General features: G+C 39.0%; 16 protein-coding genes and 1 riboswitch. Of the genes, 11 read left to right on the plus strand and 5 right to left on the minus strand.

Annotation, left to right across the window (positions count from 1 at the left end):
- Positions 1-20: 20 nt before the first annotated feature.
- The 3 genes from CBM15_RS11590 to CBM15_RS11600 form a co-directional block, all read right to left on the minus strand.
- The gene (locus CBM15_RS11590) at positions 21-926 is read right to left on the minus strand and encodes a cation diffusion facilitator family transporter (RefSeq protein WP_008406628.1); all 906 of its coding nucleotides are present in this window, start codon (positions 924-926) and stop codon (positions 21-23) included.
- A 179-nt stretch (positions 927-1,105) separates the two neighbouring features.
- Entirely contained in the window at positions 1,106-1,840 is a 735-nt protein-coding gene (locus tag CBM15_RS11595) for a metallophosphoesterase family protein (protein ID WP_087617634.1), read from the minus strand.
- A gap of 36 nt (positions 1,841-1,876) precedes the next feature.
- Positions 1,877-2,413 (minus strand): histidine phosphatase family protein, encoded by a 537-nt coding sequence (locus CBM15_RS11600; RefSeq protein ID WP_087617635.1) that lies wholly within the window; start codon positions 2,411-2,413, stop codon positions 1,877-1,879.
- Positions 2,414-2,736: 323 nt separating this feature from the next.
- On the opposite strand from CBM15_RS11600, the gene CBM15_RS11605 reads away from it, so the two are divergent.
- From CBM15_RS11605 to CBM15_RS11625, 5 genes are all read left to right on the plus strand, one after another.
- The gene (locus CBM15_RS11605; protein WP_087617636.1) at positions 2,737-4,080 is read left to right on the plus strand and encodes a sigma-54 interaction domain-containing protein; all 1,344 of its coding nucleotides are present in this window, start codon (positions 2,737-2,739) and stop codon (positions 4,078-4,080) included.
- 241 nt (positions 4,081-4,321) lie between these two features.
- Positions 4,322-5,008 carry a CoA transferase subunit A gene (locus CBM15_RS11610; RefSeq protein WP_087617637.1) on the plus strand — a complete coding sequence of 229 codons (687 nt, stop codon included), beginning with the start codon at positions 4,322-4,324 and terminating at the stop codon, positions 5,006-5,008.
- Between the two features lie 19 nt (positions 5,009-5,027).
- Positions 5,028-5,687: a 3-oxoacid CoA-transferase subunit B gene (locus CBM15_RS11615; RefSeq protein WP_087617638.1), complete on the plus strand. Its 660-nt coding sequence runs from the start codon at positions 5,028-5,030 to the stop codon at positions 5,685-5,687.
- Positions 5,688-5,797: 110 nt separating this feature from the next.
- Positions 5,798-7,234 (plus strand): GntP family permease, encoded by a 1,437-nt coding sequence (locus tag CBM15_RS11620; RefSeq protein ID WP_087617639.1) that lies wholly within the window; start codon positions 5,798-5,800, stop codon positions 7,232-7,234.
- A gap of 116 nt (positions 7,235-7,350) precedes the next feature.
- Positions 7,351-8,118, plus strand: coding sequence for a 3-hydroxybutyrate dehydrogenase (locus tag CBM15_RS11625; protein ID WP_087617640.1), 768 nt, complete (start codon positions 7,351-7,353; stop codon positions 8,116-8,118).
- Positions 8,119-8,562: 444 nt separating this feature from the next.
- Here the strand turns inward: CBM15_RS11625 and CBM15_RS11630 are convergent, their stop codons facing one another.
- Complete coding sequence (locus CBM15_RS11630; protein WP_087617641.1) at positions 8,563-9,450, minus strand: alpha/beta hydrolase fold domain-containing protein; 888 nt, start codon at positions 9,448-9,450, stop codon at positions 8,563-8,565.
- A gap of 239 nt (positions 9,451-9,689) precedes the next feature.
- Between CBM15_RS11630 and CBM15_RS11635 the strand changes: the two genes are divergently transcribed.
- Together CBM15_RS11635 and CBM15_RS11640 are read left to right on the plus strand one after the other, a co-directional pair.
- The gene (locus CBM15_RS11635) at positions 9,690-10,115 is read left to right on the plus strand and encodes a hypothetical protein (RefSeq protein ID WP_008406614.1); all 426 of its coding nucleotides are present in this window, start codon (positions 9,690-9,692) and stop codon (positions 10,113-10,115) included.
- Between the two features lies 1 nt (position 10,116).
- A complete protein-coding gene (locus CBM15_RS11640; protein ID WP_014824125.1) occupies positions 10,117-10,431 on the plus strand; it encodes a hypothetical protein in 315 nt (104 codons plus the stop codon).
- A gap of 35 nt (positions 10,432-10,466) precedes the next feature.
- Here the strand turns inward: CBM15_RS11640 and dut are convergent, their stop codons facing one another.
- Positions 10,467-10,904 (minus strand): dUTP diphosphatase, encoded by a 438-nt coding sequence (gene dut / locus CBM15_RS11645; RefSeq protein WP_193433791.1) that lies wholly within the window; start codon positions 10,902-10,904, stop codon positions 10,467-10,469.
- Between the two features lie 171 nt (positions 10,905-11,075).
- A riboswitch (cobalamin riboswitch) is annotated at positions 11,076-11,258 on the plus strand.
- 157 nt (positions 11,259-11,415) lie between these two features.
- Between dut and CBM15_RS11650 the strand changes: the two genes are divergently transcribed.
- Genes CBM15_RS11650 through nrdF form a run of 4 tightly spaced genes read left to right on the plus strand, consistent with a single transcriptional unit; the run spans position 11,416 to position 15,045 of the window.
- Positions 11,416-11,640: a glutaredoxin family protein gene (locus CBM15_RS11650; RefSeq protein WP_008406611.1), complete on the plus strand. Its 225-nt coding sequence runs from the start codon at positions 11,416-11,418 to the stop codon at positions 11,638-11,640.
- The gene (gene nrdI, locus CBM15_RS11655; RefSeq protein WP_065217069.1) at positions 11,637-12,005 is read left to right on the plus strand and encodes a class Ib ribonucleoside-diphosphate reductase assembly flavoprotein NrdI; all 369 of its coding nucleotides are present in this window, start codon (positions 11,637-11,639) and stop codon (positions 12,003-12,005) included. The genes CBM15_RS11650 and nrdI overlap by 4 nt, the downstream gene beginning before the upstream one ends.
- Positions 12,002-14,095 (plus strand): class 1b ribonucleoside-diphosphate reductase subunit alpha, encoded by a 2,094-nt coding sequence (gene nrdE / locus CBM15_RS11660; RefSeq protein ID WP_087617643.1) that lies wholly within the window; start codon positions 12,002-12,004, stop codon positions 14,093-14,095. Before nrdI ends, nrdE begins: the two co-directional genes overlap by 4 nt.
- Positions 14,083-15,045: a class 1b ribonucleoside-diphosphate reductase subunit beta gene (gene nrdF / locus CBM15_RS11665; RefSeq protein ID WP_087617644.1), complete on the plus strand. Its 963-nt coding sequence runs from the start codon at positions 14,083-14,085 to the stop codon at positions 15,043-15,045. The genes nrdE and nrdF overlap by 13 nt, the downstream gene beginning before the upstream one ends.
- The last annotated feature ends 36 nt before the right edge of the window (positions 15,046-15,081 follow it).

Below are 15,081 nucleotides of genomic sequence, written 5' to 3' on the forward strand. Positions count from 1 at the left end.
GCTTTTATAAGGCTTGTCCATTAGAAATGGAAATCATCTTCGCAAATAATCAGCTCTTTCGGGTCGTACGGTTCGATATGGACAAGTGTTGTTGCATAAGGGTTCAACTGCTTCACTTCATTTTCAATCTGCTCCGTAATGGCATGTGAATCACGTACATTTAGGTTAGGATTAACACTTACCGTAATATCGACAAGAATTAAGCTTCCGTGCTGTCTGCCGCGCACATCGGTAACGTCACGGACACGCGGGATTTTCGAAACGCGCTCTTCAATCGAACTGATTAATTCCGTATCAAAACCGTCTGTTAACGAGAACACCGCTTCTTTAAAAATTTCAATCGCTGTTTTAATAATAATTAAACCGATGATAAAGGCGGTTATCGTATCGACAATTGGAAAGCCTAGAAGCGCCGCACTAATACCGATAGCTGTTCCGATACTAACAAAGGCATCAGAGCGATTGTCATAAGCTGCTGCTTTAACTGCAGAACTGTTAATTCTTTTAGATAGGTTTAAATTATATTTATATACCGCAAACATGACGGCCGCACTAAATACGGCAACAATGATTGTTAAATAGGAAGGATTCTGATCGATCGGATTGGCAATTTTTTCACCTGCTGATATAAGGACTTCGATCCCGACATAAATCATAATAAATGATGCTACAAGTGATGCGATCGTTTCTGCACGAAAATGTCCGTATCGATGGTCATCATCCGGCGGGCGCTGGGAAATTCGCAGCCCGATTAAAACGGCTACCGAAGCAATAATATCCGTTGTATTGTTTAATCCATCTGCCTTTAATGCTTCTGAATCCCCTAAATAGCCTGCTGCTAGCTTAAGCGCACTTAAAAATATGTAGGCAATAATCGATAAATAGGCACCTTTTTCGCCCGCTCGTAAATTTGTATATTGCTCCAAAATGTTTCCTCCCTGAAAAACTTCTTTAAACACGAAAGAGGCTACCCCGCACAAAATCGAACGGGATAACCTCTTTTATATATTGTTAATAATAGTATACCAAAAAATCAGGGGAAAACATACATTCAAGAAAGAATATTATTTAAATATAACTTTTTACCCAATCATAACTGTACTTGTCAATCGTTGTAGTTTTCGGCTTTTTCAGAAGTAACGGCATATATGCGAACAATTTGCCCAACTTCCGACAGAACAATGCCATTCAATTGTCCTGTAAAATAACAACCTCCGTCTATTCCAATATATTTTTGGTCTTCACTAATCCAAACATCATTGGAATCATGAATATGTTGTAATGGCGTATGTCCAAAAACATTGATATATGGCGTTTTATTTTCATTTTTATAATGCTGGCGAATCCATAGGAAATTTTCTTCAGGCGTTTCATCAACTGTCGCACAACTTGAATCAAATCCTGCATGCGTCAACAAAAGATTCCCTGCGATTTCATATAATTTGCCGTAATTTAGAAAATCCAATTCCTCCGCAAACTTCTCTTTAACGATCTGTGCTTGGTCAATCGGGTCGAGTTCGCTTACTTCAACCGGTAAGTACTTTAAAAATGAAGCCATTGTTTCCCGGCCGCCGTATTTGTAATAAAATGCGTGTTTTTGCCCGGGGTTTTCGATAAAATCCAATAGCATTGCTTCATGATTCCCTTTACAGAAAACAACCTGTTCCCCGTATTGCCGCTTCAGATCCATTACCTTTTGTACAACCTCATAAGACTGAGGACCCCGGTCGATCAAATCCCCAAGCAGAACAAGGGTATCCTTTTGATCCCAAAACGTTAATAATTGTTCAAATGCTTTATACTGACCATGAATATCACTAATAATAAAATAATTTTTCATCTTGCACCTGCTTTTCTACAACCTATTTTACACAACTTACCGCCATATACGATTGCCAACTGGATGTTCTTTGCTAAAATCCATTTCAAAGACATCCGGATTCGACAGTTGCTTCCATTCCTCGAATCCAAAATGCGGTTGATAATAATTGAGTAGTAATGACATGATATTGCCGTGAGTAACGATTGCCACTGACTTGTGATTACTTTGTTTTAATTCTTCCACCAATTCATTTATACGTTTTGTCGCTTCATTACTTGATTCCCCGCCAGTAAAATTTAAATCCTTATCAATATAGGTTTGCTGTAACTTTTCATACCAGTCGGGAAGATTTTCACTGCTTAAAACCCTTTCCTTTAGACGGTCATCTAATTTAAATGGAATGTTGTTGTGTAGAACGAAAGATTGTATTGTTTGAACTGCCCTCGTAAATGGACTTGAAATGACTAGCTCTATATTTATGCCAGACAAAAACTTTGCTAAACGCCCGCTTGCTTCACTCCCAGCCAACGTTAAGCATTCATTTGGTGCTTGCCCATTGGCTTCACAATGGCGAATTATATATAATTTCACAACTTAAATCTCCTTACGCTAAAATTTATAGCGAAGTGATGCCTCGAATTGAATCGACTCTTTTTTAAAACATGTTTCCAGATTATTTATTCATTCAACATTACTTTTAGTCATTCCCCATGACAATTTAGTCAATTTCTAACACGAAAGCTTCGCTATTAGTAAGCCAGCTACCAAAATTCAAAACAATATTTCATAAAATATCAAATAATTATTAAGCTTAAGTATATAAGTTTCCGCTTAACCACTACTCTATCTATAGCCTCTGACTCTTTTACAGTATAAACTAGTATGTAAAATATTAGAAGAATGGAGGCAGGAAAATGGAAGATTGGATAAAAAATTTACCAGGTCCTGCAATAAAGCAAATTTTGGAGACTGCCTTTCCCTGGTTTGTAGTCGTAGACAGAAATGCAAAAATTATTTACCTTAACGAAGGTTATTGTAATTTTCTCGAAGTAAAACGTGAAGATGCGATCGGAAAGCATGTAGCAGATGTCATTGAAAATAGTGAGATGCATCTTGTCATAGAAAAAGGGACACCTGATATTGCAGCCCCTCAATATATTAAAGGTACCTATATGCTTGCCAATCGTGTCCCAATAGTGATTGACGGGGAAATTATTGGCGCTTTCGGGAGTGTAACCTTCCGGGATTTAAATGACTGGAAAAAACTAAGTTCTCATGTTCGAAAGACTTTAGACCAAATTGAAACAAATATGAAACAATACCGCGAATCATTCTATAGCTTGTCAGACATTAAAGGAACCTCCAACTCTATGCGAAAAATAAAAGAAACGATCACCATGATTGCTCCGACAAAACTACCTGTTTTAATCGAGGGTGAAACAGGTACAGGAAAAGAAATGTTTGCCCAGAGTATTCATAGATTATCCGATCAGGTGGATCATCCTTTCGTAAAGATTAATTGTTCCACTATACCAAAAGAGTTGCTGGAAGGAGAATTGTTTGGAAAATGGGATTCGGCCGAACAGCGAATTAAATCAGGAGGAATTCAGAGAGCACAAGGCGGAACTCTTTTTATTGAAGAGATTAGTGAACTCCCAACAACCTTACAGGCAAAGCTGTTAAAGGTCATGCAGGATGAAAAAGTTCAACCAGCCGGCACTGATGAAGTAATTCCAGTTGATGTTCGCATAATCGTAGGTTCAAATATTTCACTTGCTGGGCTAGTAAAAGAAAAGCAATTTCGTGAAGATTTATTTTATCTTATTCAGGCGATTACATTGCAAATTCCCCCTCTTCGCGATCGGATTGAGGATCTTCCTGAATTAATACAAACTTTTATGCACAAATTCAGTTCCGAAGTGAGTCGCCAAGATTTTAAGCTTAGTCGAAAAGCTTGGTTGTTGCTTCAACAATATAACTGGCCGGGAAATGTTCGAGAACTCAAAAATGTGTTAAAAGCAATTATTCAGTTATCAAATGGTGAGCAAATTACTGAAGATGCATTACCAATCTATATTCGACGACAAAAACCGGATTATACTCGAATTAATGGAACTTTGGAAGAAATCCTTTTTCAAGTAGAAGAGCAGATTTTACAAGAATATCTAGAAAATGAGAAGGACAAAATGCGGATTGCCGAGAAGTTGGGCATTAGCCGTTCAACACTTTATGAAAAAATAAAAAAACACAACTTATGACCTAAATTCCGATATTTTGGATTAAATTCCGAAATATCGGATTTTTTAATTTCACATTAATCCACTTTTTAAAATTCCCCATAAAAATTGAGTCCGATTTTCCGGAATACAACCACCTTAAATTCTGTCACAGTTCTGTCACACGATATTGTACGCGTTGAAATATTCTGCTTTAATACAATTAAATATGCTTTTAAAGCAATATTTTCAATAAAACTATTTTTCTATTGGAGGTAAAAACATGAAACGCATTTTCTCTTCTGCAGAAGAGGCAGTAAGTCAAATTCAAGATGGTGCAACAATTATGGTTGGTGGCTTCGGATTGGTTGGTATCCCAGAACAGCTCATCCTTGCACTTGAAGAAAAAGGAGTAAAAGATTTAACGGTAATTTCGAATAATTGCGGTATAGACGATTGGGGATTAGGACTTTTATTGCGGAAGAAGCAAATCAAAAAGATCATTGCATCTTATGTAGGTGAAAATAAAGAGTTTGAACGCCAAGTACTTTCCGGTGAAATCGAAGTGGAGCTGACTCCCCAAGGCACACTTGCTGAACGAATCCGTGCAGGAGGTGCTGGTATTCCAGCCTTCTATACACCGGCTGGAGTCGGGACAATCACCTCAGAAGGAAAAGAAATTCGAAATTTCAACGGAAAGGATTATGTTTTAGAGACAGCTTTAAATGCTGATTTTTCTATAATTCGCGCTGCTCAAGCTGACCATTTAGGCAATCTGATTTATAACAAAACCGCTCAAAATTTCAATCCTATAATGGCGGCAGCTGGAAAAGTTACGATTGCAGAAGTTGAGGAAATTGTGGAAACAGGTGTATTAGATCCAAATATGATTCAAACGCCGAGTATCTATGTCCAAGGTATACTTCAGGCAAAACAAGAAAAGAAAATAGAAAGATTAACAGTACGTTAATAAGAAAGGAATATTCTAAATGACTTTATCTAATAGGGAACGAATTGCCATTCGGGCTGAAAAAGAAATTGAACACGGTAACTATGTCAATTTAGGAATTGGGATGCCTACATTAGTCGCAAATTATATATCTCCAGAAAAAACCGTCATCTTGCAATCCGAAAATGGTTTGCTTGGAATCGGACCGTATCCGACAAAAGAAGAAGTTGATCCAGATTTAATCAATGCCGGAAAAGAGACAATCACAACAATACCTGGCTCCTCTTTTTTCACAAGTGCAGAATCATTTGCAATGATCCGCGGCGGACATATTGATGTTGCCATTCTGGGTGGAATGGAAGTCTCCGAAAAAGGCGATTTAGCCAACTGGATGATTCCGGGAAAAATGATTAAAGGTATGGGTGGTGCGATGGATTTAGTACATGGTGCAAAAAAAATAATTGTCATAATGGATCATGTCTCGAAAGACGGTTCACCAAAAATAAAAAAAGAATGTTCTTTACCTTTAACAGGCAAAGGCGTAGTCAATAAAATTATTACGGAAAGAGCCCTGATTGAAGTAACATCACGTGGTTTAGAACTGAAAGAAGTATTTGAAGGATATTCCGTTCAGGATGTAATTCAATCAACGGAAGCAAATTTAATTGTTGAGAATGTAAAAGAGAGCGTTTCTATTTAACAGTTTTCCTGCCAGTTAAACGATGTAATACACCATAAATAAGAGTTTCTTTCATATGGCAATCGTCCAAAGAATAGAACTCTAACTACTATTGTACGAGGGGGATTTATATGGATTTGTTGGTTATTCTATTAGCGCTTGGACTATTAATGTTTGCTGCTTACCGCGGTTATTCCGTCATATTATTTGCACCAATTTGTGCGCTTTTAGCGGTCGTATTAATTGCACCAAGCAATGTTTTACCATTTTTCTCAGGTATATTCATGGAAAAGATGGTCGGATTTATTAAATCATATTTTGCAGTTTTCTTATTGGGAGCTATTTTTGGAAAAGTTGTAGAAATGTCAGGGATTGCTGAGTCAATTGCCAAAACAATTGTCAGCTGGCTTGGTGCGAAACGGGCAATGCTCACGATCGTATTACTTGGCGCCATCTTAACATACAGTGGAGTGAGTTTATTTGTAGCGGTATTTGCGATTTATCCTTTTGCTGCACAAATGTTCAGGCAGGCAAATATTCCCAAACGGTTAATTCCGGGTACGATTGCTCTTGGTGCATTTACCTTTACAATGGATGCACTGCCTGGGACACCACAAATACAAAACGTTATTCCAATCGCCTTCTTTAAAACGGATATTTATGCAGCACCGGTTCTAGGAATCATAGGGGCAATTGTCGTATTAACAGCTGGATTACTATACTTGGAGGCTAGAAGGAAAAAAGCCGAATTAGCTGGAGAAGGTTATTACGGGTTTGATTCGGAAACGGCCGTTACGATTCAAAGTGCAGAAATAAAGGATGAGCCTGCTCTTCCCGATTTAACAGCCAAACAATCGCTGTCTAGACAAATACTGGCTTTTGTTCCGCTTATTTTGGTTGGGGTTACCAATAAAATATTTGTTACAAGTATACCGAAATGGTATCCGAATGGCTTTGACTTTGAAGCACTTGGCTTGAGTGCCTATAAAGTGGATGTAGCAACATCTGCTCCTATTTGGGCGATTATTATGGCGTTGATTGTGGGAATTATATCATCGATTGCCTATGATTTTAAACGGGTATTTAGTGGTTTTAAAGATGGTGTTAATACAGCGATTGGAGGGTCGTTGCTGGCAACTATGAATACCGGCGCTGAATATGGATTTGGCGGGGTCATCGCAGCTCTTCCAGGATTTGCGAAAATCAGCGACGGGATATCGACAACATTTACAAATCCACTTGTCAATGGTGCAGTTACGACCACTACTCTTGCCGGTATGACTGGATCCGCATCAGGTGGTATGGGGATTGCCTTGGGAGCAATGGCTGATAAGTATAATCAGGCGATTATTGCCGCTAATATTCCACCAGAAGTAATGCACCGTGTAGTGGCAATGGCTTCAGGGGGCATGGATACCCTTCCGCATAACGGAGCAGTTATTACCCTGCTGGCTGTAACGGGACTCACACATAAACAGTCATATCGTGATATTTTTGCGATTACGATTATTAAAACGTTAGCTGTATTTGTAATCATCGCACTTTATACATTCTTTGGATTAGTATGATAAAACGGTAGTAATTAAATTGCCAGTTTAATATACTGAGATTTTTAAGTTGTGTTTGGAAAATCAAATTTAAATGGAGCCAGCTCTTTTGGCTCCTCATCTAGGAGGCTTTTTGGGTGGTAAAAGATAAAGTGGTATTCATTACTGGTGCAGCACAGGGTATAGGATTTGAGATTGCGAAAGAGTTTTATACAAAGGGTGCTACTGTTGTGCTAACAGATATAAATGAAGAAAAAGTGAAAGAGGCAGCAAGCACCCTTGGAGAACGAGCAATTGGACTTAAATGTGATGTAACAAAAGAAGAAGAAATTATAGCAGCAATTGAGGAAACGGTACAGAAATTTGATCGAATCGATATACTTATAAACAATGCTGGTATGCAGCATGTTGCAATGATTGAAGATTTTCCGACAGAGCGTTTCGAACTGTTAATAAAAATAATGTTAACTGCTCCATTTGTATTAACTAAGCATGTGTTACCGCATATGAGAAAACAAAAATTTGGCCGTATTATTAATATGGCTTCCATTAACGGACTTGTTGGATTTGCAGGGAAAGCAGCATATAATTCAGCCAAACATGGTGTTATTGGTCTAACAAAAGTTGCGGCACTTGAAACTGCATCAGATGGCATAACGGTTAACGCTATTTGTCCAGGCTATGTAGATACACCACTTGTTCGAAATCAATTGCAAGATTTAGCAGCAACACGCAACATACCTCTCGAAAACGTATTGGAAGAAGTGATTTATCCACTCGTTCCTCAAAAAAGATTACTTGATGTAAAAGAAATCTCTGATTTGGCTCTATTTGTCTCGAGCGAGGGAGCAAAAGGAATGACTGGCCAGGCTATCGTTTTAGATGGCGGGTACACAGTGCAATAATTAATTCAGGGATGTTCACCTCTGTTCACAGAGGACGCATTCTTTAGCATAGCTTGTGCCTCGAAATCCAAGCTGTCTTCGCTTTGTGGGGTCCTTAAGTCTCACGTCGAGAACTTTATTAATAAATGGATGCCAAATTTATTAAAGCAATGCAGGTGTGTAGAAATTTTTTTACCTTTCAACACACCTGTTTCCTGTTTGTCATCTGTAAACAGGCGATCAGAAAACTGCTGGAGGGATATGTGAAATTACCTTTGTAAAGAGTCAAGGAAAAGTATGGACTTGATATCATAAGTTCAATCGGATACTGTTCCGAAATAATCGCTGGCTGCTCACTTCCTTCCTTATCAGCTATTGTTAACTTGGCCTCCTGATTTTGTCCTCTGCTTTTTCGCGTCGGATAATATACATTTTCCGTACTGTAAAAGTCCTTATTAATTCATACTAATTTTTTATAATCTTAAGCAGTTGTTTCATTGCTTTCTTTGCTTCCGGAATCGGAAATACCGGGAAAACATGGTTCATTTTTGGATATTCGTAGTAATGGATTGCTACTCCCTGTTCTTTTGCTTTATCGATAAGCATATTTGCGTCGACTAGCAGTAGTTCACCTGTCCCCACAAAAGCGGTAATTTGTCCGATGTCTTTTAGTTCTCCATGCACAGGACTTATTTTGTAGTCGGTTAACTCCAAGCCATCCGCCCATAACCTGCCAAGTTCCTGTGCACCTATCACTCCTAGCATGGGATCGAGTTTTTCAAGTTCTTTATAGCGCGGGTCTTCCCCTCGTACATCTAGCCAGGCAGAGTGTAGAACAATATGCTGCGGCTGCTTTTTCGAACATCGCTTTACATCCTGAGCCAACGCCAATGCCAACCCGCCTCCAGCAGAATCCCCCATAAAAATAAACGGTGCATCGTATTTTAAAACGAGATGATCATATAAGTCATGGATGGCAACAAAGCACTCTTTATGTGTATGTTTAGGCAACTTCGGATAAATCGGCACAACAATCGTGAAGTTTGACTCCTGTGCAAGCTTTACTAAATAACGCCAATGAAAAATCAGTGGATCATTAATATACGCTCCGCCGTGGAAATAGTAGATGACCTTTTCCGGTGATTGTTGTTCATTAATTGTGTAATAGTAAATGCCATTTAATTCGTCTTTCTGTATTTGATGCTGATCTCTGAATTTAGCATCAAATTCATACGGTTTCTCGTTATGCTTCATTGCAATAAAATCATCGAGCAGACGCAAATCCATAAATTTTTTCTTTGTTCCGCGTAGTATTAAGAACTTCTCAAACAACACACTTTGCACGCTTCGCATACAATGCCTCCATCCAATTTTTTCTACTATGATTCTTATCCATTCGACTAAAATTGATTGATCACCTTCTAAACGGATAAACGTTTCTATTTATCCTTATGCATACTTAGTACCTATTAGAAAAAAGTGTCGATTGTTTTAAGCACATTATTATCTCAATAAAACAAATCGCGATATAATTCTGAAACTTTTTCCCGACTTATCCGTAAATTAGGTAATAAATTCTAAAGGAGGGAATGATGGTGCTCATTGGATTTTACAGTGCTCTAATAATTTTCACTTTATTATTTATCATTGCAGCTTTCTTTTTTATACGGCAGTTCGTAAATAAGAAATCCTCCCCCTATAACATGAATACGTTTATGCTTGGTGTGCTAACGCTGTTCATGCTGATTGTAACGGGTATTTATGGATATGATTTTTATCATCTACAAGCGGGCAATCAGAAATTTGCGGAGGGGATTTGTGAAATCAACTTTGTAAACGGTCATGGGAGAAGTATTGATACGACTGAAGTAAAGATTGAAGATAATCTTTATAACATAAAGTCCGGTACTTACAAAGATCTGCCTGATGGGCGTTATAATTGTGAACTTTCGTATTTACCGATTTCAAAAATTGTGACACAGATCGATATTCAGTCAAAAGGAGAGGAAGGAAACTAATATGGTTGATTTAGATTTTTTAATTCAGTACGGATTCATATTATTAGTGATTTCAATTACGACACTTGTCTTGTCTATGTATTTCCGGAAAAAGCCGAAAGTGGATAAAGGATTTAAGTTTGCCTATCATGGCCTATCATATCGCCGTAAATTTTTACGCACGATTTATTCAATCCCGTTTTGTATTTTTCCGTTAGCGATCATTTATTATTTTGAAAGGTTTTCCGCTAACTTTATATTTGTTACGCTGTTGCTCGTGATCGTATTTGTTTTTCAAATGTCATACAATTATATAAAGTGGAAAAAAGAAGATTAAAAGCCTGTGTTCATCCGAAAGCAGGCTTTTTTTCATTATTTCACTCCGCTCGAACCAAAGCCCTTATCACCGCGCTCCGTATCCGACAGTTTGTCTGTTTCTTCAATGAAAACTTGCAGAACATATTGAATGACTAGCTGGGCGATGCGCATTCCTTTCTCAATCGTAAAAGGTTCTTTCCCGTGATTGATTAAAATCACGCCGATTTCACCGCGATAGCCTGCATCGATGGTACCTGGACTATTTAACACCGTAATCCCATGTTTGAGTGCCAATCCGCTACGTGGGCGTACTTGCGCTTCTGTTCCCTCCGGCAGTTCGATTTGAAGACCGGTTTTAATTAATCCGTATTCACCAGGCAGTAAAACTCTTTCTTCAACCGCACTTAAATCCATCCCTGCATCCCCTTCCCGTGCCTGTTTCGGCAATACAGCATTCGGGTGGGTTTTCTTAATTTTTAATTGAATCGACATATTCAACCAACTTTCTCATTTATAAAATCTATTTACATGCAGTTATAACAAAACCATATTTTTTCTTTATTTTCAATAGGGAGTTTTCTAGAATTCTTAATGGATTTATGTTATCTTTCTTTAGGCTCTTTACTTTTATGTTGTTAAAGCTTATACTCAATTCAACTATATATTGTGTTTTTTTATCACGGTACTACTAAATGTAGTTTAAAAGGGAAGTTTGGTGTGAATCCAACGCTGTCCCCGCAACTGTAAATGCTGACTGAAGACGAATAGACCACTGTGCAATGCATGGGAAGGTATGTCTGACGAATGAAGCAAAGCCAGGAGACCTGCCGCGTTAAAACTACGTACATTTCTTCGGGGAATAGGAAATGGAGGCGCTCTTTTACTCGTTTCCATTTCAAGCTATCCTGTTTTCCGGGATAGCTTTTTTTGTTTTTTCTGCATGTTCCCCCATGACATGTGCACCACAATTACTAGTAATATTTAAATAGCGAGGGGTTCTATTATGAAACTTTATACGAAAACAATTTGTCCAAAATGCCTATGGGTAAAATCGGAGCTCGATGCTGCCAACTTGGAGGTCGAGGTTATTAATATTGACCATGATGAGAGTGCAAAACAAATAGTACTCGATGCAGGTTTTTTGTCTGTGCCGTTATTTGAAATCAACGGTGAATTTATCGCAGAGCCGACGTCAATTATCGATCGCATTTCTGAAATGACCGCATGATCATATTTGCTTCACGTACTGGTAATGTACGATCCATCGTGCAAAAACTCGGCTTGCCCGCAAAGGATCTGGCGGAAGTAGAGAAAATGGATGAACCGTATCTTCTATTTACGTATACGGATGGATTAGGCTCTGTTCCCCCTATCGTCGACCAGTTCATGACTGCGAACTTTGATCTATGCAAAGGAATTATCGTAAGCGGAAACCGTAATTTCGGTCATGCTTTTTTCGGCCGTGCAGGTGACCTTTTAGCTGCACAATACGGAATTCCGTTAATCGAAAAAGTGGAAATGCGAGGAACTCCGGCGAATTATGAAGCGATTACAGATTACTACTACTCCATTTGGAAAGAGGCATCGATATGAAACAATATTTAAAATTAAATAACGATATTCTAAACCGTTACCGTGCTACCGGTGAATTGGATCTGGCGAAAGACAAAGAAGCAACACGCCGCTATTTCCTGGAAGACGTGAATGTCCGTTTACGCTACTTTATCGATATCGAGGAAAAAGTGCGTTATTTAGTCGATGAAGGCTATTACGAAAAAGAATTTTTGGAATTGTACTCGATGGACTTTATTAAACAAATGTACAAAAAAGCCTATTCCTACAAGTTCCGGTTTCCTTCATTCATGAGTGCTTCGAAGTTCTACGAAAGCTATGCGATGAAAAGCCGGGACGGAAAAGAAATTCTGGAAAAGTATGAAGACCGAATCGTCATTATCGCCCTGTATTTAGCACAAGGCGATGAAGCATTGGCTGAAAAGGCCATTGAAGCGGTCATGACTGCCTACCAGCCGGCAACCCCAACTGCCCTAAACAGCGGGAAAAAAGCGCGCGGTGAGCTAGTTTCATGTTTTAAACTAACGATGGACGATACGATGAACTCAATCGCCGAGAATATCGGCTATTGTCTTGAACTTTCCCGCTTAGGCGGCGGTGTCGGGGTAAACTTGACCGATCTGCGTCCGTTGGGAGATCCGATTAAAGGAATTTTAAACCGTGCGAGCGGGGTTATGCCTGTTGCAAAACTGCTGGAAAATTCGTTCTCGTATTCGAATCAGCTTGGCCAAAGAAATGGTTCCGGAGTCGTCTATCTAAATGTTTTCCACGGTGATATTGAAGCGTTCATCTCTTCCAAGAAACCAAATGCCGACGATAAAATCCGATTAGCTACATTATCTACAGGGATTATTCTTCCCGATATTTTCTTTGAATTAATGCGCCGCGATAAAGATATCGTATTGTTCAGTTCTTATGATATTTTCAAAGAATACGGCAAACGCATGTCGGAAATTTCGATTACGGAAATGTACTACGAATTTTTGGATAATCCAAACATCCGTAAACTGAAACGTTTAAACGCCCGTAAATTGTATACGGAAATTAAAAAGGCGCAATTTGAATCGGGTTACCCGTTCGAAATATTCGATGATAATGTCAATAACACCCACCCATTAAAGGAAATCGGGCGTGTGAAGATGTCGAATCTATGCACCGAAATTCTTCAGTATCAGCAAACAAGCGTTGTTACCGATCAAAACGAGCCGAATGAATACGGCCTAGATGTATCTTGTAACTTAGGTTCGATCGACATTCACGAAGCAACGAAAGTTCAGGATTTCGGACAGCTTGTCGATACGGCAATGCGTCTTTTGACGAATGTTTCAACGATGACCGATATCGTCAACGTCCCTTCTGTATCCAAAGCCAACAAAGTGATGCACTCTGTCGGATTGGGTGTTATGAACTTGCATGGACACCTTGTACAAAGCGGAATCCGTTATGGTTCCAAAGAGTCGATCGAATTTATCGATGCGTTTATGGAATCACTGAACTATCACTCATTAAAAGCATCAATGGAAATCGCGAAGCAAAAGAACGAAACGTTTTATCGATTTGAGGAAAGTGATTATGCGAGCGGTGTTTACTTTGAAACTTATATAAATAAAGAAGAAAAAGAACTTGCACCAGAAGTGATTAAAGCACTTGGGGGTACACCGATTATTACTCAAAATATGTGGCAACAGTTGAAATCTGACGTATTGGAGCATGGATTGTTCCACTCATACAGACTTGCGATTGCTCCAACTGGTTCTATTTCCTACATCCGCAGCTGTACGGCTTCCATCTCCCCTGTTACAGAACGCGTGGAAGTACGTGACTATGCGGACAGTCGAACAATTTATCCGATGCCGTTTTTAACGAATGATAACCAGGAACTTTACACCGAAGCCTATGAGGTAAACCCGTATGAACTGATTGACCTTTACGCAGCCGCGCAAAAGCATGTTGACCAGGGGATTTCCATGACACTATACGTGACGGACCAGTGGAACACAGAACAATTGGCAAAAGCTTATATTTATGCGTGGACGAAAGGCATTAAAACCGTTTATTACGTACGCCAACGTTTACTTACAATTGAGGAGTGTGTCGCATGTCAAATTTAACGTATAAAGCGGTCAACTGGAATACCCCGACGAGTGAACTCGCTCGTATTTTTTGGGACCAGCAATGGAAACAAATATGGTTCCCCGAAGAAATTGCAGTCAGTAAAGACGTCAAACAATGGAAGGAATTCGAGCACCAGGATACATACAAAAAAGTGTTCGGCGGCCTTACATTGCTTGATACGGTACAAACGAACATCGGCATGAATGAAATTGCCAAGTACACACCTGATTTCCAAGAGAAAGCGGTGTTAACCGTATTCGGATCTTTTGAAGCAATCCATGCAAAGTCTTATTCATATATTTTTACAACACTGTGTACAAACACTGAAATCGACGAAGTTTTCGAATGGGTGCAAAAAAATGAGTTTCTTCAATATAAAGCAAACCGAATTGGCGAAGTATACACCGCTATAAAAGAAGATGACCCGGAAAGCTTATGGAAAGCAATGTTCGCTTCAGTTATGCTGGAAAGCTTTTTATTCTATTCCGGCTTCTTCTACCCGCTTTATTTAGGAGGACAAGGTGTTTTAAGAAATAGTGCGGAAGTGATTAGTTTAATCTTGCGTGACGAATCCATTCACGGAGTAGCGGTCGGCTTTTTCGCGCAGAATATTTTCAAAAACTTCACAGAGGAAAAACAGCAGGAGCTTACTTTGTGGGGCTATGAGTATTTACTCGATTTATATCAAAATGAAATGAAGTATACCGATGATTTATATGCAGAAACAGGACTTTCACCCGAAGTGAAAAAATACGTACGCTACAATGCGAATAAAGCGCTTATGAACTTGGGGCTCGATACGATGTTTCCAGACGAGGAAGTCAACCCGGTTGTAATGAACGGGATTTCCAATACAGGGTCAACGTATGATTTTTTCAGCCAAAAAGGATCAACGTATGCCGTTGCTAAAGTAGCTCCGATTACGGATGATACGTTTAAATTTTAAAAAAGAAACGCTATACCTAAAATTCGGTATAGCGTT

This window comes from Solibacillus kalamii (genome assembly GCF_002174535.1).
GTDB classification, from domain to species: Bacteria; Bacillota; Bacilli; order Bacillales_A; family Planococcaceae; genus Solibacillus; species Solibacillus silvestris.

Bases quoted from the DNA above. Each gene is read 5' to 3' on its own strand.
- CBM15_RS11640 (WP_014824125.1), top strand. From the start codon at position 10,117: ATGGTTGATTTAGATTTTTTAATTCAGTACGGATTCATATTATTAGTG.
- CBM15_RS11605 (WP_087617636.1), top strand. From the start codon at position 2,737: ATGGAAGATTGGATAAAAAATTTACCAGGTCCTGCAATAAAGCAAATT.
- CBM15_RS11620 (WP_087617639.1), top strand. From the start codon at position 5,798: ATGGATTTGTTGGTTATTCTATTAGCGCTTGGACTATTAATGTTTGCT.
- CBM15_RS11595 (WP_087617634.1), bottom strand. From the start codon at position 1,840: ATGAAAAATTATTTTATTATTAGTGATATTCATGGTCAGTATAAAGCA.
- nrdI (WP_065217069.1), top strand. From the start codon at position 11,637: ATGATCATATTTGCTTCACGTACTGGTAATGTACGATCCATCGTGCAA.
- CBM15_RS11650 (WP_008406611.1), top strand. From the start codon at position 11,416: ATGAAACTTTATACGAAAACAATTTGTCCAAAATGCCTATGGGTAAAA.
- CBM15_RS11610 (WP_087617637.1), top strand. From the start codon at position 4,322: ATGAAACGCATTTTCTCTTCTGCAGAAGAGGCAGTAAGTCAAATTCAA.
- CBM15_RS11630 (WP_087617641.1), bottom strand. From the start codon at position 9,450: ATGCGAAGCGTGCAAAGTGTGTTGTTTGAGAAGTTCTTAATACTACGC.
- nrdF (WP_087617644.1), top strand. From the start codon at position 14,083: ATGTCAAATTTAACGTATAAAGCGGTCAACTGGAATACCCCGACGAGT.
- dut (WP_193433791.1), bottom strand. From the start codon at position 10,904: ATGTCGATTCAATTAAAAATTAAGAAAACCCACCCGAATGCTGTATTG.
- CBM15_RS11615 (WP_087617638.1), top strand. From the start codon at position 5,028: ATGACTTTATCTAATAGGGAACGAATTGCCATTCGGGCTGAAAAAGAA.
- nrdE (WP_087617643.1), top strand. From the start codon at position 12,002: ATGAAACAATATTTAAAATTAAATAACGATATTCTAAACCGTTACCGT.
- CBM15_RS11635 (WP_008406614.1), top strand. From the start codon at position 9,690: ATGGTGCTCATTGGATTTTACAGTGCTCTAATAATTTTCACTTTATTA.